The organism is Methylovorus mays (genome assembly GCF_020531915.1).
GTDB lineage: Bacteria > Pseudomonadota > Gammaproteobacteria > Burkholderiales > Methylophilaceae > Methylovorus > Methylovorus mays.
The window spans coordinates 282,973-306,644 of sequence record NZ_JAJAVG010000004.1 but is presented as its reverse complement, the minus strand read 5'-3'; the positions used below and the strand labels follow the sequence as shown (position 1 = coordinate 306,644).

Below are 23,672 nucleotides of genomic sequence, written 5' to 3'. Positions count from 1 at the left end.
GGTTAATGACCTGGCGTTGTTGGCGGCCGCCAGCGACGCAACAACAAGGCATTGCTAACAACACTCACCGAGCTGAATGCCATGGCAGCCCCCGCTATCACCGGGTTAAGCAGACCAAAAGCCGCCAGCGGAATGCCTATCACGTTATAGATAAATGCCCAGAACAGGTTTTGCCTGATTTTGCCATAGGTACGGCGTGAAATGTCGATGGTATCGGCCACCAGCGCGGGATCTGAACGCATCAGCGTCACGCCTGCCGCGTGCATGGCCACATCGGTGCCGGTGGACATGGCAAAGCTGATATCCGCAGCTGCCAGCGCAGGCGCATCGTTGATGCCATCGCCCACCATGGCCACCACGGCATGGCGTGTTTTAAGGTCCGCAATGCAGGCCGCCTTGGTCTCTGGCGTCTGCTCGGCCAATACGGTTTGAATCCCTACACGGTCCGCCACGTAATGGGCGCTACGCGGGTTATCCCCGGTCAGCATCACACTGGCGACATTCAGCCGGTGCAGGCTGGCAATGGCCTGGGCGCTGATGGCCTTGATCTGGTCACCAAACGCGACCAGCCCGAGCAAGACGACTCGCCCCACATGGCCGGTCGCCAGCCACGATACGGTATGGCCTTGCGCCTGCAAGGCATCCGCAGCCGCCTGCAATGGCGCAAGATCCACACCCAGCGCCTGCATCCAGCGGCCATGGCCGAGATACACCGTGCGGCCCTCCACCTCGCCCTGCAAGCCTTGGCCGACTTTTTCCTGCAGTTGCGTGACCACTGGCAGGGTAATCTGCTGCTCCTCAGCCGCCGTCAGCAAAGCCACCCCAAGCGGATGCCGACTCCCCTGCTCCAGGCTGGCCGCCAGCCTGACCAGCGCTTGGGTGTGCTGAGGATCATCGCCATCGACCGCCCTGGCGGCCATCAAGCGCGGCTTGCCTTCGGTCAGTGTGCCGGTTTTATCAAACACCACGGCATTAATCTGATGGGCGAGCTCCAGCACTTGGGCATCCTTGATCAGAATGCCATGTTTGGCGGCAATGCCCGTCCCCACCATGATGGTGGTAGGCGTCGCCAGGCCAAGCGCACACGGGCAGGCAATCACCAGCACCGCCACCGCATTGAGAATGGCCTGCTCGCCGCTCGCGCCTGCCAGCAGCCAGCCCAGCAAGGTGATCAGTGCAATCACCAGCACCACGGGCACGAACACCGCACTGACCTTGTCCACCAGGCGTTGAATATCAGGTTTGGCGACCTGGGCGTCTTCCACCAGCCGGATTATCCGCGCCAGGGTGGATTCGGCGCCTATGGCCGTGGTTTTAACACACAGCAGGCCATCCAGGTTATAAGCGCCACCGGTCACGTGGTCGCCCACCCGCTTGTGCAAAGGCATGCTCTCCCCGGTAATCAGGGCTTCATCCACTTGGCCTTCGCCTTCCTGCACCACGCCATCCACGGCAATGCGCTCGCCTGGGCGCACAATCACCAGATCGCCCAGACTCACCTGCGCCAGTGGCAAGCTGAGCTCCTTGCCATCGCGTCGCACAATCGCGGTATCGGGACGCAAGGCCTGCAAGGCGCGTATGGCCTCGGTAGTCTGGCGCTTGGCACGGCTTTCCAGCCATTTGCCAAGCAATACCAGGGTAATCACCGCGCTGGCCGCTTCAAAATAAAGGTGCTCATGGCCCATCAGCAGCATGTAAACCGACAAGCCATAGGCCGCCGTCGTGCCCAGTGCCACCAGCAGGTCCATATTGCCGCTACGATGCAGCACGGCCTGCCATGCCGAACGATAGAACGATGCTCCCAGCCAGAGCTGCACTGGCGTCGCCAGCAGCCATTGCAGCCAGCCAGGCAGATTGAAATGAATGCCGACCACCATCAGCAACATGGGGAGTATCAAAGGTACGGTAAACACCGCGGCAGTCGCCACTTTCCAGCCGCTATGGATTTCCGGCGGCGCAGAAAAAGCCGCCTCGGCCTGAAGCGGCGTCGCCTCATACCCTGCCTTGCTGACCGCTTGTACCACGCGCTCGGCACTGGCCGGGGAGGAAAAACGGATATGGGCCCGCTCTGTGGCCAGATTCACGCTGGCCGCGCTTACGCCCTCCACTTTCAGGATGGCCTTTTCCACGCGCGCGACGCATGAAGCGCACGTCATGCCGCTAATGGCGACATCAAGCTCGGTTAAAGGGGTATTCGCTTCCGACATGGTACTTCCCATACAAATTTGGACATGGCGTGACGCCTGCCTCAAGGATACACCCAGGCAACTGCGCTGACGACCTTTGCGGCCATGAGCCCCCAGGCATGCGAGGTGCTACATAAGTCGATGTGGCAACCATGCCACTAGATGTTTGGTGTATGGAAGGAAGCTGGCGGAGCGCGCACAGGCCCGAATGACCCGCCCATGAATGATGTAGGCCTATAAATGCAAAACGGCCCGTAAGGGCCGTTTCTCAATTCAGGGCTATTACGCCTTCTGAATGTTCGATGCCTGCTTGCCCTTAGGACCAGTCGTGATGTCGAAACTCACGCGCTCGTTTTCCTTCAGACTCTTGAAGCCATTGCTGGCAATGGCCGAGAAGTGCGCAAACAAGTCTTCGCCTCCATCGTCCGGGGTAATAAAGCCAAAACCTTTTGCATCGTTAAACCACTTCACGGTACCTGTTGCCATTTGCTGTCTCCTGCACTTGATAAAAACATCGCCAAACGATGACGATGGGATGAAATAAAAACGTACTACACCGCCAGTGTAGGCCATATTGCCCCTTCTGCCATACAGATTTTTCTGAATCCCCTGTAGGAGAAATCTTTCAAAGGGGGCTTTTTTTCGCTGACAGCCCATTCTGACGCTGGTTTCAGCCATTTGAGGACATCCTGAAGCGCCTGTGCTGGCTAGTATGGCCAAGTGATCAATTGATCCAAAACAGCTAAAAAATCCAATAAACGAAAGGAATCACCATGAATTGGGACCAAATCGAAGGCAACTGGAAGCAGCTGACCGGCAAGGTTCGTCAGCAATGGGGAAAACTCACCGATGATCATCTTGAAGAGATCAAAGGCAACAAGGACATGCTCGCAGGCAAGCTGCAAGAACTCTATGGCATCTCGAAAGAAGAAGCCGAAGCCCAGATCGAAAAGTTTCGCAACACCTAACGATTGCGTTACCCCTTTAATCACTGGAGCAACATGATGAATATCGCACACAAAATGGCATTAGGTGGCCTGCTGGCCATGCTGATGAGCAGCCAGGCCTGGTCTCAGGTCATTACCAAAGCTGAATATGAAGATGGCAAGAACCGCGTTAACGCCGTTTATGACCAGGAGAAAAAAGCCTGTGGCAAGCTTTCCGGCAATCAGGAAGATGTTTGCAAGGCCGAGGCAACCGCCAAACGTGAAGCTGGCCTGGCTGATCTGGATGCCAACCTGAAAGGCACGCTGGATGCCCGTATCTCGGCAGAAGAGGAAAAGGTCAAAGGCACGTATGAAGTCGCCAAGGAAAGATGCGACGACTACAACGGCGATGCCAAGGATCTGTGCCTGACCAAAGCCAAAGCGGAGCGCAGCACCGGCATGGCCAATGTAGATGCAACCCGCAAAACACTGGAAGCCCGTCAGGAAGCCGCAGAGAAGAAAATGGAATCTGACTACGAAGTGGCCCTGAAAAAATGCGATAGCTACGCCGGAGAGGTGAAGTCCAGCTGCAAGGACAAAGCCAAAGCGGATTACCGCCAGTAAGCTGTAAGCTGTAAGCTGTAAGCTGTAAGCTGTAAGCTGTAAGCTGTAAGCTGTAAGCTGTAAGCTGTAAGCTGTAAGCTGTAAGCTGTAAGCTGTAAGCTGTAAGCTGTAAGCTGTAAGCTGTAAGCTTTCCAAGCTAGCTTTTCATACATAATAAAACCGGCATTTGCCGGTTTTATTATGTGCTATTTAATTGCGCAATTCCTACCCGTTACCCAAGTAATCCATATCCAGCCCATGGGTGAATGCGCCCTTGATCGCTACCGGGACTTCAACCTCCAGCTCATGCCTGGCTACCAGCCTGACCAGCTCAGCCTTGTCGTTGATGGCAAGCTTGGCGTAGATACCCCGCAGATAATGGCGCACGGTGGCGGGTGACAAACCGGTCTCAGCCGCAATTTCCTTATAGGAATGCGCTTGTGCAAAGCCTCGGGCCACCTCGCGCTCGCGTCTGGTTAGTTTGTCCAGTGGCGATGGTCGCCCGATATCCAGCCGTGTCAGGCCGCCTGCCTGCTGCTGGTTTACGTAGATGCCGATAGGTAGATGGATAGACGATGCCGGATTGCTAACCAGCATCTCCACTAACGCATGTGGCAAGCGACCGCCACGCCAGGCGGGCCATGCCTGGCTCACAAACTCGGCAAAGGCACTGTCGGCATACACAATGCTGCCACGGCGATCAACATATGCACTCGCCTTGTCCTGCCATTTATTCGGCAGGCGCGTGCGCTCGATATCTGCCAGCAGATTGGTGCGCCAGCAGGAATACAAATGCGGCGTGAGCCACTGCTTGAGCCGGATATCGCCAGCCTTAAAGGCGCGGGCGCGGCTCCCGGAGCGAAACAGAGAAATAAACAGAAAAGAGGTGCGGTTTGGCAGGAATACCGAAGTACACAAGGCCTGACTGAGATCATGCCCGGTATTGAGGTCGGCGAGCCCAGGGGTTGAGTGGAGAGCCTGCCGATTGAAATGCACCGTAGTTCTGGGCTGAAAATGGACATCGTGTGCGAGCGCATCGTCATTCTTGACCGCATGCCAGTGCTCTTCGAACGCCAAGGGTAGCTCATGGCGGTAGGAGCTCAGCAAATCGAACCCGGCCTTGCCAGGCGACATGATGCCCCACCAGGCCCGATCAAACCCGATCACGCGCTCCAGATGTTTGAGCGCTTCTTGCTGAAAGACACGGGGACTCGCGGTCACGGCCGTCTTATACAAATCCGCCAACAGCGCATTGCCAGATGTGAAATCCATCTCCAAACACTCCCCTTCTGCAGGTGGTGAAAGCCTTCTCTTATCGCAGATCATCCCTTAATCCACGCCCTTAATCAATTATGTGGACCTGCAGGCGAAGCAGCACCTACCCCTGCATTTGCAGGATGTTCACGCAGCATCCCCATCGCCATACTCCTGTCTGGAGTTGGCTTAGCCATCCTCAAACGCGCAGGCAACTGATAAACGGGAGAAAAAATGCCGACCAAAAAATCCATGCAAGTCTATGTGGTCAGGACCTGGTTCCTGCTGAATGTATTCGTAGCGCTCTACCCGCCCTTGTACTGGGCAGCGAGCGAGCATCGCGAACTGATCCTGGGTCTGCCTGCGACCTTTGTCTACTTCACTGCGGTCAGCCTCTCCATTACCCTGAGTATTCTCTATGCCTTCTGGCAGGAAGCTGCAAACGGAGAGCTGACATCATGATCATAACGTTCGGGATGATGCTGGTGTTCTTTGCGGGCCTGATTGTCATACTTCAGCGCATCAGGCTGGACGATAGCTCGTTTTCCAACTATGCCGTTGGCGACCGCTCCTTTGGCGCACGCTACCAGGCCATGTCCTTTCTCAACACCTGGTACCCGGGCGCCATGTTCACAGCCTTCGGCGGCATGGCAGCTGCGAGCGGCATTATTTCATTCTACGTGCTGAGCTATAGCCTTTTGACGGTGATGCTGATGTACATGATGGCGAAGCCAGTATGGATGTGGGGCAAAGCCTTTGACCTGAAGACGCAGCCTGATCTTTTTTCCTTGCGTTACAACTCACGCCACATCCGCACCATTGCTGCTGTCATTGGCATCATCTCGGGCATTCCCTGGCTCATTCTCGGCATGCAGGCCCTGGGCGAAATGTTCCGCTTCCTTTCCTTGGGCACGTTGACGTTTTCGCAGGCCGTGATATTGGGGGTGGTTGTAATCGCCATCCGGCAGATATGGACTGTGCGTATTGGCATGCGTGGCGTCGTGATTTCCGATTTCTACCAAGGCATGGTGGCTTATCTGGCAGGCACAGCCATGCTGATCGGGCTGATCGCCTGGCTGATCGTGGCGAAAGGCATCAGTTTCTCCAGCCTTGATGCCACCCGATTCACTCTCCCGGGCCTCGGCTCCAAAGAAGGGCCTATGTTCCTGTTCAGCCTGGTTTTGACCGGAGCCCTGGGCGGATGGTGCTGGCCCTATATTTTTGTACGCCTGTTTACCGCTAACGGGGTAGCCAGCCTGAAAAAATCGGCCTCGCTGGCGATCCCCCTATCCTTCATTTTTTGTCTTGCCTTACTGATTTTTGGGATGCTGGCTGGCATGCTGCCTTCTGCCACCAGCCACCCTGATGCTGTCTGGTTCATCGCATCGCAAGAAGCTGGTGGATTAATACTGCTGGGGTTGGCAGGCACGGTCCTGCTGGCCGCCTCCATGGGCCATATTGATGGCAATATTCAGGCAACAGGAGCACAGATCGCCAACGATCTGCTGGGCAATTACTTCACGCTAAGCACCCGGCAACTGATTGTGATCTCCAAGACCGGCATGCTGCTTCTTACCCTGCTGGCATCCTGGCTCTCATGCATGGCCCTGCCCGCCCTATTCTCGCTCGCCGTTCTGGCTTACCAAGGGATTATTCAGCTAGCTATCCCGCAATTCCTGGGAATATTCTGGAAACGCGGCAACAAATACGGCGCCATGACCAGCATGTCCATCGGCTTTGCCGTGGCCGTCACGCTAGAGCTGATGTATCAGGGCAATCCACCTTGGGCATATGGCCTCACGTCAGGCGCAGTCGCGCTTATCGTGAATGTCATCGTCTATGTGGTATTGGCCTATCTGATTCCCCAAAATGCATCAGAAAAGGCACGTGTAACGGCGTTATTCGATCTTGTCGAAAACAAAAACACAATGCTGCAAACGTAGAAGCCACCTTATCAGAGACCAGCTCAATCGTTCACTAAGCGGTGACGAAAGGCATAGCTGATCAGTTCGGCGTTGTTGCTACAGTGCATCTTGCGCAGAATCTTGCAGCGAAAAACGCTGACGGAGCTGGCGCTGATCAGGAGTTCACGCGCGACGGAGGGTATGGATTTACCCGAGGTGAGTTTGAAGAACACCTGTCGCTCACGTGCAGAGAGATCGATGTGGGGCATATGTGGAACCTCGGGAGCAGCCCGGGTTAGGCAATGCTGACTTGCGACATGATTGCCAGATATATGTTTTCTGGCAGTGAGTTTGCATGCGACCTGCAATATGGCCTGATCGCTGGCATCACGAGAAAGATAGGCATGGCAACCCAGGCGCAGGTAATGATTGCGCAAGGTGTCATCATCCAGCCCCCCTACGATCAGGCACGGCAAGTCGGGGAAGTCGTGCTTCAGGTCGCACAGGGCTTCCAGGCCGCTCTTGGCCGGATTCGAGATATCAATCAGCAACAACTCTGGGGCAATGGCAGTATGAGCGCCCGCCTCTGCGCTGGTGGCAGCTTCAGTGACCGTGAATTCACCTGTGGCTTCAAGTAGTTGTCTCAGTGCGTATCGGCTGATGCGATATCCATTCACCAACATGACATTGTGTCTGTGCATTGAACCTCCTTTTGCCGCAACTGCAAGGGGATGCGTTCAATACCAGCATATGCCACGAGCTCAGCTGTGGCTGTAGGCGTGATGCCATTCAGTTGTAGGAAATGGCCTTCTGAATGGCGGAGGACGGCGGATGACCGCGAGCGATTACCAGTAGGTCTCGGTGGTGATGTGGCCGGGCTCGCGCCTTCTGTGCTTCTTGAGGCCGCGGGTGGCCAGCAGGCCTTGCATCTCTTCCACCATTTGCGGATTACCGCACAGGATGACTTGGCTATGCTCGGGACTTAGCGCGGTCTGGGCATGGTGTTCCAGACGACCATCTTGCAGTGCCTGCTGGATGCGGCATGGCAAGCCGATGTCGGAAGCTTCACGCGTCACCAGCGGCACAAAGTGCAATCGGCCGGGATGCGCTGTCATAAGGGCCTGTATGCGTTCCAGATAGGCGAGATCATGCTGATATCGCACCGAGTACACCAGCACGGCATGCTCGTATTGCTGCCACAGCTGCTCAGTACCGAGCATGGAAAGAAACGGCCCTATCCCAGTACCACTCGCGATCAGCCAGAGATCGCGGGCGGCGGGAATCTCATCCAGCGTCATGAAGCCATGGGCGGTGGGCGACAGCTGAACAACATCGCCGGGTTTCAAGGGCACCAGGTGCGGACTCAGCTTGCCCTCTGGCACTTCAATGTAAAAAATCTCCAGCGGCCGCTGCTGCGGTGGGTTCACCAGCGAATAGGGATGCGCGACCACCTCGCCCTCTATTTCCAGCCCCAGCTTGACGAATTGCCCGGCGGCAAAGGGCGCCAGCTCTGCCTCAATGTACAGGGTGTGCAGATAGGCATTCCAATGCTTGTGCTCCACTACCCTGCCTTGTATCCATGTCGCCATTGCTAATCCTTAAATGAGAGATGGTGCTGGGGTGACCGCAACACCTTCAATTATTTCCTACTTTTCTTACGGACGATTACCTATAAAAAACAATGCACAATCGATGCATTCTTACACTTCACCTTACGATAAGGAAAGGAGTTTTATCATGCCTAGAGGCGCATCTCCCAAGCGGGAACATGAGTTTGAAAAGCTCAAGCACCAGTTTCAGCATGATCATCGTTACTCAGGACGCGAAGAGGAAGTGGCGGCGCGCATCGTGAACAAACAGCGTAGCGAGGCAGGCGAAACCAAATCTTCCGCCGGAAAATCAGCCAGCGCTGCGGGTTCAGGTCGCTCTTCCACGCGCAACACACCGCACACCAGCGCCACCTCACGCAGATCGGCAAAGGCCCATACGGGCAATCCGCGGCTGTCGGTAAAGGAATACGCCGGGCTTACCATTTCGGAAGTCACCTCGCGACTGGCTTCGCTGAGCTTGTCACAAATTCGGCGCCTGCGTGATTATGAGCTGGCGCACAAGCATCGCAAAGGCATGCTGGAGAAGCTTAACCGCAAGCTGGTGCATTAACGCGCACGCGGGGTACTTCTCAGGCGCAAGCCAGGCAGGTGCCCTGCTCGCTTACGTGGTCAGCCCCACTGCCCGCATGATGAGGCGTAGCAGCAGGCTAACCGCCCCCAATGCCAGCACACTGCCCAGCCAGATCAGGAACAACCAGCCGAGGCGCTGTCCCCAGCGTTTTTCAGATTTATCTTCCATTTAATGGTAGCCCTCGCCGGCATGCACTTTCCCCCGAAACACATAATATCCCCAGGCGGTATAGACCAGGATGATGGGAATAATGATCACCGCGCCTACCAGGGCAAAGCCCTGGCTCTGGGGGGGTGCCGAGGCCGCCTGAATGCTGATGTCAGGGGGTACGATATTTGGCCACACACTGATGCCCAGACCGACATATCCCAGGAATACCAACGCTAACGTAAAGACAAAGGGCCACACCTCGGCCTTGCGTGCCAACGCTCTTTGCAACTGGTAGAAACAGAACAGCACCAGTAGCGGAATCGGCAGCAAGGTCCACATATCAGGCCCGAACCAGCGCGCGGCGATGCGGCTATCGATGAAAGGTGTCCACAAGCTGATGATGGCAATAATCGCCAGCAAGACCAAACCTAACGCGCGCGACAGCCGGTAACACGTCGCCTGCAGCTCGCCCGAGGTTTTCATGACCAGCCAGGTGCTGCCCAGCAAAGCATAGGTCGCCAGCAGGCCAACTCCCGTAAACAGCGAAAATGGTGTCAGCCAATCCAGCGCACCACCCGTGTAGACACCATTCACGGCTGGAATGCCGCGGATATAGGCGCCCAGAGTCACGCCCTGGAAAAAGGTCGCCGCCATGGAACCGCCTATGAAGGCTTTATCCCAGAAATGGCGCTCGTGATCGCGCGCCTTGAAGCGAAACTCGAAGGCAACACCCCGAAAAATCAGCGCCATCAGCATGAAGATCAGCGGCAGATACAAGGCGCTGAGGATGATGGAATAGGCTTGCGGGAATGCCGCCAGCAAGCCTGCGCCACCCAGCACCAGCCAGGTTTCATTGCCATCCCACACCGGCGCCACCGTATTCATCATCACGTCGCGGTCATGCCGGTCGCTGAAAAAGGGATAGAGAATGCCGATGCCAAGATCGAATCCATCCATGATGATGTACATCATGATGCCGAACAGGATAATCCCGGCCCAGATCAGGGGTAGATTGGCTTCCATGATTAGCGTCCTCCTTCGGTTGAGCCGGGCTTGTCGGCACTGAATTCCGGTGCCAGGGTAAAGACATGGTCTTCTTCCAGATCGGGTGTGCTGGCTGGGGTTTCGTCAGGCTGCGGCGCAACGCGCATGAGTCTGAGCAGATAAGCCACACCGGCGCCAAACACCAGCAGGTAGATCAGCACAAACAGCACGAGCGTCAGGCCGACTTCTGCGGCACTGTGAGGCGTAACGGCATCCGCCGTGCGCAGCATGCCATACACCACCCACGGCTGACGGCCTATCTCGGTGGTGTACCAGCCCGCCAGGATAGCCAGCACCCCGGCAGGCCCCATACAGAGGGCAAAGCGCAGAAAGGGCCTGGTGTCATACAAACGACCGCGCCAGCGCAGCCAGGCAGAGATCACACCGAGTAAGATCATCAGCATGCCCAGGCCCACCATGATGCGGAATGACCAGAACACAATGGTGGCATTCGGCCGATCTTCCGGCGCAAACTCTTTCAGCGCAGGAATGGGCGCATCCCAGGAGTGGCGCAGGATAAGACTGCCGAGGTGCGGGATTTCCAAGGCGAAATGGGTTTTTTCTGCGGCCATGTCGGGCCAGCCGAACAAAATAAGCGGCGTGGCTTCCCCGGGTTTGTTTTCCCAGTGACCTTCAATGGCCGCGATTTTGGCGGGCTGATGTTCCAGTGTATTCAGGCCATGGAAGTCACCAATCACCGCCTGTACCGGAGCAACCAGCAAGGCCATCCACATGCCCATGGAAAACATGGTACGCACCGCCTTGGTGGCGGTACCGCGCAAGAGATGCCAGGCGCCGACAGCCGCGACCAGCAAGGCGGTGGCCAGATAAGCGGCGACCACCATGTGCATCAGGCGATATGGGAAGGAAGGATTGAAAATAATCTGCCACCAGTCCACCGGGATCAATCGCCCATCAATCAGGGCCACCCCCTGTGGCGTATGCATCCAGCTATTGGAGGCAAGAATCCAGGTGGCGGAAATCAGGGTGCCGACCGCCACCATGAGTGTGGAGACAAAATGCAGGCCGGGCCCGACTTTGTTCCAGCCAAACAGCATGACACCGAGAAAACCTGCTTCAAGAAAAAACGCCGTCAGCACTTCGTACGCCAGCAAGGGCCCCGTCACGCTGCCGGCATAATTGGAAAACCCCGACCAGTTGGTACCAAACTGATAAGCCATCACTAGCCCCGACACCACGCCCATGCCAAATGTCAGGGCGAAGATGCGCGACCAGTAGCGGTAGAGTTCGAGGTAATGGGCCTGTTTGGTCTTAAGCCACAAGCCCTCCAGTACAGCCAGGTAGCTCGCCATGCCGATAGTGATGGCGGGAAACACGATGTGAAACGAGATGGTGAACCCGAATTGTATGCGGGCAAGATCCAACGCTAAAACTGACATGATGCATCCTCAGGTTTTCTGGCTGTCTGGGCATATGACCCTGCTAACACCAGATAAATTTCCAATTAAATCCTAAGGATAAGCACGGCACTATGCAATGCACAGTCAGGCGCTATTTGATCGGTACAGTGTGATGCCGAAAAGGCGCCTGTTGGCATGCCTGCCCTGATGCATCGGCATGAAAAAGGCCGACCCGGTTAAGGTCGGCCTCTTCAGCAAACTTACACCACCGCCCTGTCATCCCGGCAATCCCATCCCCGATGGAAGCCAGGATCTCAGGTCTGACTGCGGGCTCAGGTGGTCGTGAGCGCCTTGGCAATCGGCAGCTTGCGCACGCGTTTGCCAGTAGCGGCAAATACGGCATTGGCCACCGCAGGCATCACGGCAGACGTGCCTGGCTCACCGATACCGCCGGGGTTTTCCTGGCTGGGCACCAGATGCACCTCGACCACTGGCGCTTCATTCATGCGCATCATGCGGTAATTATGGAAATTGCTTTCCTGCACACGGCCCTGCTCAAAGTTGATTTCACCCCACAGCGCACCAGTAATACCAAACATGATGCCGCCTTCCATCTGGGCACGCACGGTGTCAGGGTTCACGGTATAGCCGCAGTCCACCACGCAGACCACCTTCTTCACCCGTACCTGCTGATCAGGATCGACTTCCACTTCCACCACCTGGACAATGTAGCTGCCAAAGGCAAACAGCACCGAGACGCCTTTGCCAGCCTTGCCCTTGGCAGGCGCTGCCACTGGCGTTGACCAGTTGGCTTTTTCTGCCGCCAGCTCCAGCACCGCTTTGGCGCGCGGGGCGTTTTTCAGTAAGGCGAGACGATACGCCACGGGATCCTTGCCTGCGTTGGCGGCCAGCTCGTCAATAAAGCTCTCCACCACAAAAATATTATGGGTGGGGCCCACACCACGCCAGAAAGCGGTGGGCAAAGGTGGCTCGTGACGCACGTAATCGACATACACATTCGGCACGGCATATTGCAGATCGGTCGCCCCTTCGACCGCATCCGGGTCTACGCCATCCTTCACCGCGGCCGGGAAAAAGCGCGCCATGATGGACGAGCCGGTGATGTGATGCTGCCAGGCTTGCGGATTGCCCTGCTCGTCGATCGCAGCCGAGATACGGTCGTAATAATACGGACGGTACATATCGTGCTGTATATCTTCCTCACGCGTCCATACCACTTTGACTGGGAAGTTGACCTGCTTGGCGATGGATACCGCTTGCGCCACCGAGTCAACTTCCAGTCGACGGCCAAATCCACCACCCAGGAGATGGTTATGAATCCGCACCTTGTCTTGCGCCAGGCCAGTCAATTGGGCAGCCACCATCTGTGCAACCACGGGCACTTGGGTGCCGACCCAGATATCGCAGCCATCGTCCTGTACATGCACGGTGCAATTGATCGGCTCCATGGTGGCATGGGCGAGGAACGGCAGTTCATAAACCGCTTCCAGCTTCTTGTCGGCAGAGGCAATCACGCCAGGCGCATTGCCCGTGTTCTTGGCCACGGCCCCTTTGGCTTCGGAAGCCTTGGCAATGTCTTCGCGCAGACTGGCGCTGGAGAAACTGGCATGCTCGCCGTCATCCCAGGTGATTTTCAAGGCGGCCAGGCTCTGCTTGGCCGCCCACATATGGTCGGCAATCACGGCCACGGCATTGTCCAGCTTGATCACCTGCTGAAAGCCCTGAATCTTTTTGGCATCGCTGTCATCGACTGACACCAGTTTGCCGCCAAATACCGGGCTGGCGCTGACGGTGGCGATTTTCATGTCCGGCACTTTGACATCAATGCCAAACTCGGCGGTGCCATTCACTTTGGACGGCGAATCCAGCCGATGCACAGGCTTGCCGATGATCTTGAAGTCTTTGGGATCCTTGAGGGTGACGGCGGTAGGTGCAGGCAACCGCGAGGCCTTTTCCACCAGATCGCCATACGGCACGCGACGCCCAGTTGGCTGATGGACGACTTCGCCATTTTCGGCATAGCAGGTCTCGGGGCGGACTTTCCACTCATCGGCGGCCACCTGGATCAGCATCATGCGTGCACGGGCGCCTGCTTCACGCAGGGGCTTCCAGGCACCGCGCACGGAGGTGGAGCCACCCGTAATCTGCGCGCCCAGCAAGGCATCGCCATAGGCTTTGTCATCCGGCGGTGCGTGTTGCAGCTTGACCTTGCTGACGTCGACTTCAAGCTCTTCGGCGATCAGCATGGGCATGGAGGTATACGTCCCCTGCCCCATTTCCACCTTGTGCGCGACGATGGTCACGACGCCATCCTGATCAATATGGATAAAGGCATTGGGCGTAAATTCCTGCTTGCCGCCAATACCCAGCTTGCTGCAGGCGGTGCCCAGCAGGCTGAACTCCAGCAATAGGCCTATGCCCAGACCGGAAGAAAGTTTAAGAAAATCGCGGCGGCTGACATCCCCGCGCGCGGTATCGGGTGTTTGCGTTTCGGGCAGCATATGCATGTTATGCCTCCTTGGCGGCAGGCTGACCGGCAGCCAGCTTGATGGCGGAACGAATGCGCGCATAAGTGGCGCAGCGGCAGATATTGCCCGACATGGCATTATCGATGTCCTGATCCGACGGCGTCGCATTTTCCTTCAGCAAGGCAACGGCGGACATGATCTGGCCGGACTGGCAGTAGCCACACTGCACCACTTCCTGCTCAATCCAGGCGTCCTGTACGCGCTTGCCGAGCTCGCTGGCACCTATGCCTTCAATCGTGGTGATTTCCTTGCCATTGGCTGCGGATACCGGCGTGACGCAGGAACGTATCGGTTTGCCATCCAGATGCACGGTACAGGCGCCGCAAAGCGACATGCCACACCCGAATTTGGTGCCAGTCAGGCCGACTACATCGCGCAAGGCCCACAGAATGGGGGTGTCATCGGTCACATCCAGATCGTGCTGGTCGCCGTTTACATTCAAGGTGATCATGGTTACCTCATCTTGTTAAAAGTTAAAAGTCAAAGCGGGAAAATTCAACATCTGCCCTAGGCAGAAACCTGGGGGTGGCAACAGCCAACATGCGGCGTTGCCAGTCGGCCACGGTATCAATATCAAACAGCACGCCGGCGTCGTCGACATCCAGCGTCAACAGTTGGTGCATATGCTCCTGCAACACCCTTCTGGCACCCTGATCACCCTCACATGCCATCAAGGACTGGCGAAACTGGGCAGAAAACCCGACGGGGTGCCCACGCTTGCCGGCATGCGCGGGTGCAACCAAGGTGTTACCGCTGGCAAGCCTGGCTGCCAGTAATTGCAAGGTGCTGGCTTGTATGTCCGGCATGTCGCCCAGCCCGATCAGCCAGGCACCGGCCTGGGCGGTTTGTGCCACGCCAAAGGCCAGGCTATGGCCCATGCCCAATGCTGATTGCTCGCATGCCAGCCAGTGAATGCGATCAGCCCTGTGCAACTCGCGCTCGACCTGTGTCCGCAGCGCCTTGTGCTCAGGTGGCACCACCACCTGCACATGGGGAAAACTCGCCAGCCAAGGCTGCAAAGCATGTGAAAGCACGCACATGGCACTTGCATCCCCTGTCAGCGGCTGCATCAGCTTGGGTCCGCCAAAGCGTGATGAACTGCCGGCGGCCAATACAATCGCGCTAATCTCATGCATGCCGATGTCAGGCATGCTGCTTGAACTCAGTTTGTTGAAACGAGGCGGCATTGAATTGGGGGTGATTGCGTATGGACACCAGGTGGGCCACGATCGCCACCGCAATCTCCGGTGGTGTGCGGCTGCCAATACTGAGGCCCACCGGGCCATGCAGGCGATCAATTTCCTCAGGCGTGAGGTCAAACATGGCCAGGCGTTCGCGGCGGTGCTGGTTGGTACGATGCGAACCCAGTGCCCCCACATAAAACGCTGGCGACTTCAATGCTTCCAGTAAGGCCATGTCATCCAGTTTGGGATCGTGGGTCAGCGCGATGACCGCTGTGCGGCTATCAACCTGCTGCGACAAAATGGCATCGTCCGGCATATCACCGATGATGTGGGTGCCGGGGACCGACCATGTCTGCCTGAATTCTTCGCGGGGATCACAGACGATCACTTCGTAATCCAGCGCTTGTGCCATCTGGGCGAGATAGACCGAGGTTTGCCCGGCGCCAATGATCAACATGCGCCAACGGGGGCCATGAACTGTAGTCAAGTGGGTAGCACTGAGCTGCAGTCTGTTGTCAGGAGTCGCATCGTTCACCACCACATTCAGCGTTTCCAGCACCAAGGTGCGGGATACCAGGCGATGCTCCGCAACAAGGCTCAGGATTTGCTGTAACCAGCGATGATCATGTATAGGCTCGGCAAGCACCTTGAGCACACCACCGCACGGCAAACCAAAGCGACGCGCTTCTTCCGTGGTGACGCCATAGGTGAGTAGTTCGGCTTTGTGCTGCGGCAGTTGGCCGAGGCGCGCTTTATCGGCGAGATCGTCTTCGATACAGCCGCCAGAAACCGAGCCCACCATCAGGCCATCCACACGTAAAACCAGCATGGCTCCTATGGGCCTTGGGCTGGAGCCAAAGGTTTCAACCACGGTCATGAGCCACAATGGCTGCTTTTTTCGCGCCCACTCAAGGGCCGTGGTGAATACTGAAAAATCGACGCTATCCATGGCGCTCCCCGCTAATGGCATAGGTGTGAAGACAAGAGGTACATGAAACTTGCGTGTAAGAATTTCATTATGCCCGCTTAAGACTTCCAGATAAATGACATAGTCATGATTTTAGAATTCCAGATTGTGGAATAATACAAAGCATTACCATCAGGAATGCATGCATGACGAACAAACTGGAAATGATGCGGATATTTTGCGCGGCGGCAGATGCCAACAGTTTCAAGGAAGCCGCCCTTAGACTGGGTATCTCGCCGCAAGCCGTGACGCGCGCGATCAAGGATCTGGAATACGCCCTGGGTGAGCTGTTGTTTCACCGCAATACGCGGCAAATCCGCATCACCGAGTTTGGCCGCGGTTTTGCCCTTGAAGCCCGGAAAGCCTTGGCGGATGTCGATAATCTCTTCACGCCGGGTGCGGGCAGCAAGCCCAGCGAATTCGGTGGGCTGGTGCGCATCACGGTACCCATGGGCATAGGGCGCACCTTTCTGCTCCCCCTGCTGCGTGACCTCTCCACCTCTTATCCCGGCATTCAGTTTGATATACGCCTGTCGGACAATATTGCGGACGTCATTGACGAGCAGATCGACATTGGCATCCGGGTGGGCGCCACGCTGAAAGACAACGGCTTTATTGCCAAAGCAGCAAGCCGGGTGGCGTTTTGGAGTGTGGCGTCCCCTGCACTGATCAAGCGCATAGGCAAACCATTAACGCCGCAGGATTTGCTCAATATGCCGACCACGGGACTCATCGCTCCCAGCAGTGGCCGGGCATGGCCATGGATGTTTGCGCGAAGCCAGCAGTTGCAGATCAATAACCAGGTGTTGCTCACCAATGATTCCCAGCTGGAAATGCAGGCCGTGCTGGATGGGATTGGTATCGGGCAAATCGGGAGTTGCATGGCGATTCCGCATGTACGCGAGGGGCGTCTGGTCCCGCTACTGGAAGATTACACCGTGGAACCCTGGACCCTGTATGTCTACCGTCCACAACGCGGCCCGGTCGCTCCCCGCGTGCGCATTGTGTTTGATTACCTGGCAGAGCAGATGGCCAAGGAATCCGTGATGCCAACAATGCTGTAATGCACTCCTGGATAATAAAAAAGGCTGCCAAGGGCAGCCTTTTTACTGGACATGCAAAAATCAACGATTGTTGAAGAAAGCGATGTTCATGCAACGGTCATTCACGAAAGTCAGCTCGGTCACCTTGTAGGTCTTTTTAGGAGAATATTCGACCAGATTGTTGTAGTACCACATTTCCACATTGACTGGCTTGGAGGTATCGAGCTGTTTACCCACAACGCCAGCTGCATTGGATGGCATAACAGATTGTTCTTTTTTCACAGGCTTGCCCAGGCGCTCGGTGACGACCTGACGCGACTTGCCGCTGAATGCACGCAAGAAATCGGTTTCTGAATAATTGCCTTTTTTTGCAGCCGTAGCCTTGGCAGGAGCGGTGTCGGCAGCCATGGCAGGCAATGCAGTCACGGCAAATACGGCCGCCAGCAGCACAGAAGCAGAAAAAGTCTTGGTCAATTGCATGGTATTCAGTTGCATAGTGAGTTCCGATACACGTTTGAGGGGGCGATTATCGCACTTTTAGGCAGCACATGCAGCAGGATAGTTTCACTTCGTGCTCATTCAAAATGTAATTGCAATCCGTCATAGCCGACATGCACCTTGGGCGGCAGCAGTGAAGTCACCGCCGCATATTCCATCTCATGCGTCATGTGGATCAGATAGGTGTTGCCTGCGGCAATTCGGGCAGCATATTCGAGGCTTTGTTCCAGGTTGATATGCGTGTAGTGCGGCTTGTAGCGCAGGCAATCCAGCAACAGAAAATCCAGGCCTTGCAACAATGCAAGTGAAGCCTCGGGAATTTCGGATACATCGGTCAGGTAAGCCAGGTTACCGATGCGAAAACCCAGAATATCGCTATGGCCATGTTTGACTGGTATCGGGGTGACGGTCTTGCCAAACAATTCAAACGGCGCCTTTATCTCATTCAGCCCCAGCACGGGTAAATCCCAGAAGTCGCTCGGCTCACGGATGGTATAGCCAAACTTGTCGGCAATATGGGCCAAGGCATCTGCCTTGCCATACAAGGGAATCTGCTGCCGTTGTATCTGGCAGAACGCCCGCAGATCATCAATACCGTGCAGGTGATCAGCATGCGTATGGGTATACAGTACCGCATCCACGCGATTCAGGCCTTCGCGTAGCGCTTGGAAACGCAGGTCCGGCCCTGTATCAATCAGCACCACTTCACCATCCGGAAAGGTAATGGCCGAAGAACAGCGTGTGCGCTTGTTGCGCGTATCACTCGAGCAGCAGGTTGCACACTGGCAGCCCACCACCGGCGTGCCGGCGCTGGAGCCTACGCCCAGCATGGTTAGCTGCATGGACGCGCCTGCCTGAATAATGTGAAAAAATTGCGGGTGGTGGCTTCGGATAACGCCTCCAGCGAGATGCCTCGCAGACGTGCCACCTCCTCTGCCACATGCTTTACATAGGCAGGTTGATTGGTTTTGCCACGAAACGGGATAGGCGCGAGGTAAGGGGAATCGGTCTCTACCAGCACACGATCAAGCGGAATCTGCCGCGCAACTTCTTTCAGCGCGCCAGCATTCTTGAACGTCACGATGCCGGAGAAGGAAATGTAAAAGCCCAGTGCCATGGCCTGCTCTGCCACTTCCAGGCTTTCCGTAAAGCAATGCATGACGCCGCCAATCCGCTCAGCGCCTTCTTCCCGCATGATGCGTATGGTGTCTTCAGCCGCAGACCGCGTATGAATGATCAACGGCCTGTCCGCTGCAATGGCCGCACGGATATGAGTACGGAAGCGTTCACGCTGCCAATCAAGATCGCCGGTGAGGCGAAAGTAATCCAGTCCGGTCTCGCCAATGGCAATCACCTTGGGATGTTGCGCCAGCCTGACAAGATCATCTGCCGTGAAAAACGGCTCGTCTTCATAGTCCGGGTGCACCCCCACCGAGGCGAAGATATTGTCATGGGCTTCGGCGACCGCCAGCACCGCGGGAAAATCTTTCAAGGTAACGGAAACGCACAGGGCATGGCCAACCGCATTTTCAGCCATGGCCGCACGCAATGCAGGCATATTGCTGGCAAGGTCAGGAAAATTGATATGGCAGTGGGAATCGACAAGCATGGAGAGTATTCACAATAACGGCAGCAAACCGGGTTAACGACAATATGTAGTAAAACAGTAACTTGAATAGCGACAACTTAACATCGAACGCATGGGAAGCAGCATTCGATACCCATTGGGATCTGGGGTATCGCTACATGGTGTAAGTCGGCCGCGGGGACTTCATGGCGCCACCCAGCAAGCCTTCGATCTTGTTCTTGACCTCGACCCCGCCATCTTTTTCACTGAAGCGGACACCAATACCCTGCGGGCGGCTGCCTTGCGTCACCGGCGTAATCCACACAACATGGCCCACGACTTTCAGCTTGACAGGATCATCCAGCAGGCTGAGCAGCATGAAAACTTCATCGCCTATGCGATAAGGTTTATTGGTAGGAATGAACAACCCGCCACCCTTGATGAACGGCATATACGAAGCGTAGAGCGCTGCCTTTTCCTTGATGGCCAGTGACAATACTCCCGGCTTGGCTGGGGGGCTTATCAAGGGTTCATTGGGAAGCGCGCTAGTACTCATGTTCTGGTTTTGACGGAAAATAACTGCACATACTGCAACATCAGGCTTTCCAGTTGCAGTTCGTTGTTCAATGGATGCGTCGCACTGCGGTAAGCATCGTCAAGTTTACGCTGTAATTCAAGCATTTGAGCCAAGTCTACGCTTTTGGCCAAGGCTTGCAAAGCGGCATTGTGCAAGAGGTGGTATCGGGCCTGCACGGCAAACCGGCAGGCAAGCAAGTCATAAAGCCACTTTTGCAGCACACGCATGGCTTCCGCCATCCCGAGGGCATTGAGCATGGTCGCCAGCGAATGAGCATCGGCACCAGCCCCGCGAGCCAGTTGCCCTAGTATCAGCTCCAGCGGCTTGCTTTCCGCCTGGTCGCGTGCGGCCATGGGGGAACCACCGGCATAGGCCAGCCTGAGCTCCGCCTGCTCCACGCCCTGCTCGCTGAGCCAGGCTAATGCCCCTTGCATGTCCGGCACCGGCATATCCACTTTGCGGCAACGGCTGGTGATGGTCGGTAACAAGCGTTGCGGCTGATGGGCCACCAACAGGAAAATCACGCCGGGTGGCGGCTCTTCCAGCATTTTAAGTAGGGCATTGGCAGAAGCCACATTCAGGCCCTCCGCCGGACATATCAGCGCGATGCGCACACCATCGTTATGATGGCTGGATAACTCGAGGAATCCACCCAGCTCGCGCACCTGAGCAACAGATATCTGTGTTTTTTTGGCGGTGGTCTTGGCAGGTGCTGGCGCATCCTCATCGGTTTGATCCTGCTCAGGCGCCAGCAGGCGAAAATCAGGGTGACTGCCTTGGGCAAACCAACCGCAACTGGCACAAACGCCACAGGCATGCCCATCCGCTTTTGGCTGTTGACACAACAAGGCCTTGCTCAGCGCTTGCGCGAACTGAAGTTTGCCTATGCCTGCAGGACCTCTCAGCAGCATGGCATGTGGCAAGGTTTTCTTCTGGGCGATCAAGCCTGCCCATACAGCGTGCTGCCAAGGAAAAATCATGGACTCCTGGCTCATAGTTCACGCAGTGCAGCACTGACAGCCAGTTTTACCTGATCCAGCGGCTGATTGGAATCAATAATGCGGAAACGCGCAGGAAACTGCTGCGCACGCGCCAGATAGGCAGTACGAATGCGCCGAAAAAAATCAGCAGATTCGCGTTCAAACTTATCCGGCGTACGAGCAGCAGCCAGCCTTTGCACACTGACCTCTACCGGCACATCAAACAGCAAGGTCAAGTCAGGCTGTAGCCCTTGTTGCACCCATTGCTCAAGCTGGGCAATGCGTTCGGCGGCCAGCCCTCTGCCACCATGCTGATAAGCAAACGAGGCATCGGTAAAGCGATCGGACAAGACATAAGCGCCGCGTTCCAGCGCTGGTAGAATCACCGTGGATAGATGCTCCTGACGCGCTGCAAACATGAGCAGACTTTCGGTTTCGGCCGCCATGGGGGTATGTAGCAGCACTTCACGAAGCTGCTCGCCAAGAACTGTACCGCCCGGCTCGCGAGTGGACACCACCTCCACGCCACGCGCCTGCAATTGCGCCAGGATATCCGGAATGTGTGTGCTCTTTCCCGCACCATCCATGCCTTCGAGTGTGATGAATTTACCGCGCACGATTAGGCCTCAATTGATACTGCACGACTGCACGGTTGTGTTCCGCCAAGGTGGAGGAAAAGGCATGGCTGCCATCCCCCTTGCCGACGAAATACAACGCGCGCGTTTTCATGGGGTGTAACGCGGCTTCAATCGCGCCCAGCCCAGGCATGGCAATAGGCGTTGGTGGCAGACCTGCACGTGTATAGGTGTTGTATGGGGTATCCATGAGCAGGTCTTTTTTGCGCAGATTGCCGTCAAACCGTTCTCCTACCCCATAAATCACGGTCGGGTCGGTTTGCAATCGCATGCCAAGGCGCAGGCGGTTGAGAAACACGCCCGCGATCTGCGGCCGCTCACTGGCGCGTCCGGTTTCTTTTTCAATAATGGAAGCCATGATCAAGGCCTGATATGGGCTTGCGTAAGGCAAACCAGCATCTCGTCCAACCCAGGCTGCTGCAAGCTTTTGCTGCATGGTAGTGTAAGCACGCTTCAGGATATCCTTATCACTTGATTGCGGCGTGAAGTAATAGGTATCCGGAAAGAATAAACCTTCAGCCATTTCTTCGGTGGCTCCGACCTCGGCCAATATCTGCTGGTCGGTAAATGCCATGGTCATGTGGCGTACTGACTCATGCGTATTCAGCGCGGCCCGCATTTGCTGAAAGGTCCATCCCTCAATAAAGGTGATGCTGGCCTGTGTGGTATTGCCATTCGTCAGGGTAACCAGCAATTGATAAGGCGTGGTACCCGCCGCGATCTGATAATTTCCTGCCTTAATCTCGCTGGCCTTGCCAAACAGGCGCACCAATACTTCAAAACTCCAAGGCTCCGGCAACACACCCTGCTGAACCAGCTGCTGGCCAACGCTGCGTAAGCTGCTGCCAGCCTTTAACGACACATCCTCTGTCGTCGTGCGCGCCTCCAGCGGGGTCGTACTGTAGAAGTACAGCCATGCGCCTGCCACCAGCAACACCAGACTTGCCAGTAGCAGTAAATTCCTAATCAATTTCATGTTGTTCCTGCAATAAATTGCGTAACTGCTCCGCCAGCGGCTGAGACTGCCAGGTTTTTCCATTAAAGCTGGCCACTTGCCATGCTCCAAACAGGCTGTTGCAAAGAATAACCTCGTCCGCCTGCATGAGTTGATCCAGCGATATATCTGATATATCTGCTTGCAGACCAAGGGCCGGCGCCAGCTTCAAAATGCGATCGCGCGTAACGCCTTCCACACCACAGTTCTTTAAATCTGGCGTCAGCAAGCGGGCATCAAATCGAAGCAGAATGTTGGACATGGTGCCTTCAATCACAGATCCCTGTTGATCGAGCAATAGTCCATCAAAGATATCCGGATCCTGCCATTCCATGCGCGCCAGTACATTTTCCAGCCGATTGAGATGCTTGATGCCAGCCAGTCTTGGCTGGTGGGCCAAGCGCAAGTTGCATAGCGTCAAATGAACTCCGGTTTGTCCATACTGCGACGGGTAATCGGGCATGGCTGTTCGCATGACGATGCGGGTGGATTGCACCTCGGGGCTGATGGCATAGCCTCGCCCCCCTGCCCCACGCGTGATGATGATTTTCGCAACACCCGTTCCCTGATCTGCATAAAGTTGCTGAATATCCTCCAGCAACGCAGCAGCGGACGGGCAAGCCAGGCTTAATCGGCAGCAGTCCCCATTCAGCTTGGCGTAATGCAAAGGCCATACCTGGGGCTTGCCCTGAATAACGGGCAAGGTCCGAAATACGCCATCGCCATAAGCCAGACCGCGCTCTGCAGGCGATATCAATGCGTCGGGCCGACCATTTACCAATGCCGGCAAGGGATACGTCATCGGGCGCTCATGTGCTCGTTAAAAACACCGTTATCCTAAAGCATGTTGACGTCATTACAAAGGAGTCTTGCATCCACAAAAGCTGTGGATAGATTTGTGGAAGATTGCTGGATAATGCCGCTAAGTCCTGCTAGGCATTGGATTTTTTGATTTTGCCTCAAAAAGAGCACAAAATAATTTTGTGATAAAAATCAATAACTTGAAAAAATAAAGCGATCTCAAGTATTGCGTTGTGTCATCGACCTGTCAAATGCAACAAAACTGTGC

The 23,672-nt window shown here is 55.9% G+C and carries 26 protein-coding genes; 6 read left to right on the top strand and 20 right to left on the bottom strand.

Annotation, left to right across the window (positions count from 1 at the left end; genetic code table 11):
• Positions 1-2: 2 nt before the first annotated feature.
• Both LG203_RS03795 and LG203_RS03790 read right to left on the bottom strand, forming a co-directional pair.
• The gene (locus LG203_RS03795; RefSeq protein ID WP_230344552.1) at positions 3-2,207 is read right to left on the bottom strand and encodes a heavy metal translocating P-type ATPase; all 2,205 of its coding nucleotides are present in this window, start codon (positions 2,205-2,207) and stop codon (positions 3-5) included.
• 261 nt (positions 2,208-2,468) lie between these two features.
• Positions 2,469-2,672, bottom strand: coding sequence for a cold-shock protein (locus tag LG203_RS03790; RefSeq protein WP_013442210.1), 204 nt, complete (start codon positions 2,670-2,672; stop codon positions 2,469-2,471).
• A gap of 287 nt (positions 2,673-2,959) precedes the next feature.
• Here LG203_RS03790 and LG203_RS03785 point away from each other — a divergent pair, with 287 nt between their 5' ends.
• Complete coding sequence (locus LG203_RS03785; protein WP_230344551.1) at positions 2,960-3,154, top strand: CsbD family protein; 195 nt, start codon at positions 2,960-2,962, stop codon at positions 3,152-3,154.
• Between the two features lie 33 nt (positions 3,155-3,187).
• Positions 3,188-3,736: a hypothetical protein gene (locus LG203_RS03780; RefSeq protein WP_230344550.1), complete on the top strand. Its 549-nt coding sequence runs from the start codon at positions 3,188-3,190 to the stop codon at positions 3,734-3,736.
• Between the two features lie 204 nt (positions 3,737-3,940).
• Here the strand turns inward: LG203_RS03780 and LG203_RS03775 are convergent, their stop codons facing one another.
• The gene (locus LG203_RS03775; RefSeq protein WP_230344549.1) at positions 3,941-4,987 is read right to left on the bottom strand and encodes a helix-turn-helix transcriptional regulator; all 1,047 of its coding nucleotides are present in this window, start codon (positions 4,985-4,987) and stop codon (positions 3,941-3,943) included.
• 216 nt (positions 4,988-5,203) lie between these two features.
• On the opposite strand from LG203_RS03775, the gene LG203_RS03770 reads away from it, so the two are divergent.
• On the top strand, positions 5,204-5,431 hold the full coding sequence (locus tag LG203_RS03770; protein WP_230344548.1) for a hypothetical protein: 228 nt from the start codon (positions 5,204-5,206) through the stop codon (positions 5,429-5,431).
• The gene (locus LG203_RS03765; protein WP_328486449.1) at positions 5,428-6,912 is read left to right on the top strand and encodes a sodium:solute symporter family protein; all 1,485 of its coding nucleotides are present in this window, start codon (positions 5,428-5,430) and stop codon (positions 6,910-6,912) included. Before LG203_RS03770 ends, LG203_RS03765 begins: the two co-directional genes overlap by 4 nt.
• A 23-nt stretch (positions 6,913-6,935) precedes the next feature.
• On the opposite strand, the gene LG203_RS03760 is transcribed toward LG203_RS03765, so the two are convergent.
• A complete protein-coding gene (locus tag LG203_RS03760) occupies positions 6,936-7,574 on the bottom strand; it encodes a LuxR C-terminal-related transcriptional regulator (RefSeq protein WP_230344547.1) in 639 nt (212 codons plus the stop codon).
• Positions 7,575-7,718: 144 nt separating this feature from the next.
• Entirely contained in the window at positions 7,719-8,462 is a 744-nt protein-coding gene (locus LG203_RS03755; RefSeq protein WP_230344546.1) for a ferredoxin--NADP reductase, read from the bottom strand.
• Between the two features lie 148 nt (positions 8,463-8,610).
• Between LG203_RS03755 and LG203_RS03750 the strand changes: the two genes are divergently transcribed.
• The gene (locus tag LG203_RS03750) at positions 8,611-9,033 is read left to right on the top strand and encodes a hypothetical protein (RefSeq protein WP_230344545.1); all 423 of its coding nucleotides are present in this window, start codon (positions 8,611-8,613) and stop codon (positions 9,031-9,033) included.
• 51 nt (positions 9,034-9,084) lie between these two features.
• On the opposite strand, the gene LG203_RS03745 is transcribed toward LG203_RS03750, so the two are convergent.
• From LG203_RS03745 to LG203_RS03715, 7 genes are all read right to left on the bottom strand, one after another.
• Entirely contained in the window at positions 9,085-9,222 is a 138-nt protein-coding gene (locus LG203_RS03745) for a DUF2474 domain-containing protein (RefSeq protein WP_230344544.1), read from the bottom strand.
• The gene (cydB, locus tag LG203_RS03740; RefSeq protein ID WP_230344543.1) at positions 9,223-10,227 is read right to left on the bottom strand and encodes a cytochrome d ubiquinol oxidase subunit II; all 1,005 of its coding nucleotides are present in this window, start codon (positions 10,225-10,227) and stop codon (positions 9,223-9,225) included. It lies immediately after the preceding gene.
• 2 nt (positions 10,228-10,229) lie between these two features.
• Positions 10,230-11,648, bottom strand: coding sequence for a cytochrome ubiquinol oxidase subunit I (locus LG203_RS03735; protein WP_268867329.1), 1,419 nt, complete (start codon positions 11,646-11,648; stop codon positions 10,230-10,232).
• Between the two features lie 293 nt (positions 11,649-11,941).
• Positions 11,942-14,137, bottom strand: a complete 2,196-nt coding sequence (locus tag LG203_RS03730; protein WP_230344542.1) for a xanthine dehydrogenase family protein molybdopterin-binding subunit — start codon at positions 14,135-14,137, stop codon at positions 11,942-11,944.
• 1 nt (position 14,138) lies between these two features.
• Entirely contained in the window at positions 14,139-14,609 is a 471-nt protein-coding gene (locus LG203_RS03725; protein WP_159355621.1) for a (2Fe-2S)-binding protein, read from the bottom strand.
• Positions 14,610-14,631: 22 nt separating this feature from the next.
• Positions 14,632-15,294, bottom strand: coding sequence for a nucleotidyltransferase family protein (locus LG203_RS03720; RefSeq protein ID WP_230344541.1), 663 nt, complete (start codon positions 15,292-15,294; stop codon positions 14,632-14,634).
• A gap of 7 nt (positions 15,295-15,301) precedes the next feature.
• On the bottom strand, positions 15,302-16,291 hold the full coding sequence (locus LG203_RS03715; RefSeq protein WP_230344540.1) for an XdhC family protein: 990 nt from the start codon (positions 16,289-16,291) through the stop codon (positions 15,302-15,304).
• A gap of 164 nt (positions 16,292-16,455) precedes the next feature.
• Between LG203_RS03715 and LG203_RS03710 the strand changes: the two genes are divergently transcribed.
• Positions 16,456-17,373 (top strand): LysR family transcriptional regulator, encoded by a 918-nt coding sequence (locus LG203_RS03710; protein ID WP_230344539.1) that lies wholly within the window; start codon positions 16,456-16,458, stop codon positions 17,371-17,373.
• Between the two features lie 60 nt (positions 17,374-17,433).
• On the opposite strand, the gene LG203_RS03705 is transcribed toward LG203_RS03710, so the two are convergent.
• The 8 genes from LG203_RS03705 to pabC all read right to left on the bottom strand — a co-directional run bounded on the left by LG203_RS03705 (position 17,434) and on the right by pabC (position 23,405).
• Positions 17,434-17,847 (bottom strand): hypothetical protein, encoded by a 414-nt coding sequence (locus tag LG203_RS03705; protein WP_230344538.1) that lies wholly within the window; start codon positions 17,845-17,847, stop codon positions 17,434-17,436.
• Positions 17,848-17,927: 80 nt separating this feature from the next.
• Positions 17,928-18,692 carry an MBL fold metallo-hydrolase gene (locus LG203_RS03700; protein ID WP_230344537.1) on the bottom strand — a complete coding sequence of 255 codons (765 nt, stop codon included), beginning with the start codon at positions 18,690-18,692 and terminating at the stop codon, positions 17,928-17,930.
• Positions 18,683-19,459, bottom strand: a complete 777-nt coding sequence (locus LG203_RS03695) for a TatD family hydrolase (RefSeq protein WP_230344536.1) — start codon at positions 19,457-19,459, stop codon at positions 18,683-18,685. Before LG203_RS03695 ends, LG203_RS03700 begins: the two co-directional genes overlap by 10 nt.
• 133 nt (positions 19,460-19,592) lie before the next feature.
• On the bottom strand, positions 19,593-19,973 hold the full coding sequence (locus LG203_RS03690; protein ID WP_230344535.1) for a PilZ domain-containing protein: 381 nt from the start codon (positions 19,971-19,973) through the stop codon (positions 19,593-19,595).
• Positions 19,970-20,989: a DNA polymerase III subunit delta' gene (gene holB / locus LG203_RS03685; RefSeq protein WP_230344534.1), complete on the bottom strand. Its 1,020-nt coding sequence runs from the start codon at positions 20,987-20,989 to the stop codon at positions 19,970-19,972. The genes LG203_RS03690 and holB overlap by 4 nt, the downstream gene beginning before the upstream one ends.
• A complete protein-coding gene (tmk, locus tag LG203_RS03680) occupies positions 20,986-21,591 on the bottom strand; it encodes a dTMP kinase (protein WP_230344533.1) in 606 nt (201 codons plus the stop codon). Before tmk ends, holB begins: the two co-directional genes overlap by 4 nt.
• Positions 21,581-22,585 carry an endolytic transglycosylase MltG gene (mltG, locus tag LG203_RS03675; RefSeq protein WP_230344532.1) on the bottom strand — a complete coding sequence of 335 codons (1,005 nt, stop codon included), beginning with the start codon at positions 22,583-22,585 and terminating at the stop codon, positions 21,581-21,583. The genes tmk and mltG overlap by 11 nt, the downstream gene beginning before the upstream one ends.
• Positions 22,572-23,405 carry an aminodeoxychorismate lyase gene (pabC, locus tag LG203_RS03670; protein WP_230344531.1) on the bottom strand — a complete coding sequence of 278 codons (834 nt, stop codon included), beginning with the start codon at positions 23,403-23,405 and terminating at the stop codon, positions 22,572-22,574. The genes mltG and pabC overlap by 14 nt, the downstream gene beginning before the upstream one ends.
• Positions 23,406-23,672 lie beyond the last annotated feature (267 nt).

Excerpts from the sequence above, each read along its gene's own strand:
- LG203_RS03790 (WP_013442210.1), bottom strand. The coding sequence starts at position 2,672 with ATGGCAACAGGTACCGTGAAGTGGTTTAACGATGCAAAAGGTTTTGGC.
- LG203_RS03755 (WP_230344546.1), bottom strand. The coding sequence starts at position 8,462 with ATGGCGACATGGATACAAGGCAGGGTAGTGGAGCACAAGCATTGGAAT.
- LG203_RS03700 (WP_230344537.1), bottom strand. The coding sequence starts at position 18,692 with ATGCAGCTAACCATGCTGGGCGTAGGCTCCAGCGCCGGCACGCCGGTG.
- holB (WP_230344534.1), bottom strand. The coding sequence starts at position 20,989 with ATGAGCCAGGAGTCCATGATTTTTCCTTGGCAGCACGCTGTATGGGCA.
- LG203_RS03715 (WP_230344540.1), bottom strand. The coding sequence starts at position 16,291 with ATGGATAGCGTCGATTTTTCAGTATTCACCACGGCCCTTGAGTGGGCG.
- LG203_RS03690 (WP_230344535.1), bottom strand. The coding sequence starts at position 19,973 with ATGAGTACTAGCGCGCTTCCCAATGAACCCTTGATAAGCCCCCCAGCC.
- mltG (WP_230344532.1), bottom strand. The coding sequence starts at position 22,585 with ATGAAATTGATTAGGAATTTACTGCTACTGGCAAGTCTGGTGTTGCTG.
- cydB (WP_230344543.1), bottom strand. The coding sequence starts at position 10,227 with ATGGAAGCCAATCTACCCCTGATCTGGGCCGGGATTATCCTGTTCGGC.
- LG203_RS03695 (WP_230344536.1), bottom strand. The coding sequence starts at position 19,459 with ATGCTTGTCGATTCCCACTGCCATATCAATTTTCCTGACCTTGCCAGC.
- LG203_RS03765 (WP_328486449.1), top strand. The coding sequence starts at position 5,428 with ATGATCATAACGTTCGGGATGATGCTGGTGTTCTTTGCGGGCCTGATT.
- LG203_RS03775 (WP_230344549.1), bottom strand. The coding sequence starts at position 4,987 with ATGGATTTCACATCTGGCAATGCGCTGTTGGCGGATTTGTATAAGACG.
- LG203_RS03725 (WP_159355621.1), bottom strand. The coding sequence starts at position 14,609 with ATGATCACCTTGAATGTAAACGGCGACCAGCACGATCTGGATGTGACC.
- LG203_RS03750 (WP_230344545.1), top strand. The coding sequence starts at position 8,611 with ATGCCTAGAGGCGCATCTCCCAAGCGGGAACATGAGTTTGAAAAGCTC.
- LG203_RS03760 (WP_230344547.1), bottom strand. The coding sequence starts at position 7,574 with ATGCACAGACACAATGTCATGTTGGTGAATGGATATCGCATCAGCCGA.
- LG203_RS03785 (WP_230344551.1), top strand. The coding sequence starts at position 2,960 with ATGAATTGGGACCAAATCGAAGGCAACTGGAAGCAGCTGACCGGCAAG.
- LG203_RS03795 (WP_230344552.1), bottom strand. The coding sequence starts at position 2,207 with ATGTCGGAAGCGAATACCCCTTTAACCGAGCTTGATGTCGCCATTAGC.
- LG203_RS03710 (WP_230344539.1), top strand. The coding sequence starts at position 16,456 with ATGACGAACAAACTGGAAATGATGCGGATATTTTGCGCGGCGGCAGAT.
- LG203_RS03745 (WP_230344544.1), bottom strand. The coding sequence starts at position 9,222 with ATGGAAGATAAATCTGAAAAACGCTGGGGACAGCGCCTCGGCTGGTTG.
- LG203_RS03780 (WP_230344550.1), top strand. The coding sequence starts at position 3,188 with ATGATGAATATCGCACACAAAATGGCATTAGGTGGCCTGCTGGCCATG.
- LG203_RS03730 (WP_230344542.1), bottom strand. The coding sequence starts at position 14,137 with ATGCATATGCTGCCCGAAACGCAAACACCCGATACCGCGCGCGGGGAT.
- LG203_RS03705 (WP_230344538.1), bottom strand. The coding sequence starts at position 17,847 with ATGCAACTGAATACCATGCAATTGACCAAGACTTTTTCTGCTTCTGTG.
- LG203_RS03720 (WP_230344541.1), bottom strand. The coding sequence starts at position 15,294 with ATGCATGAGATTAGCGCGATTGTATTGGCCGCCGGCAGTTCATCACGC.
- pabC (WP_230344531.1), bottom strand. The coding sequence starts at position 23,405 with ATGACGTATCCCTTGCCGGCATTGGTAAATGGTCGGCCCGACGCATTG.
- LG203_RS03735 (WP_268867329.1), bottom strand. The coding sequence starts at position 11,648 with ATGTCAGTTTTAGCGTTGGATCTTGCCCGCATACAATTCGGGTTCACC.
- LG203_RS03770 (WP_230344548.1), top strand. The coding sequence starts at position 5,204 with ATGCCGACCAAAAAATCCATGCAAGTCTATGTGGTCAGGACCTGGTTC.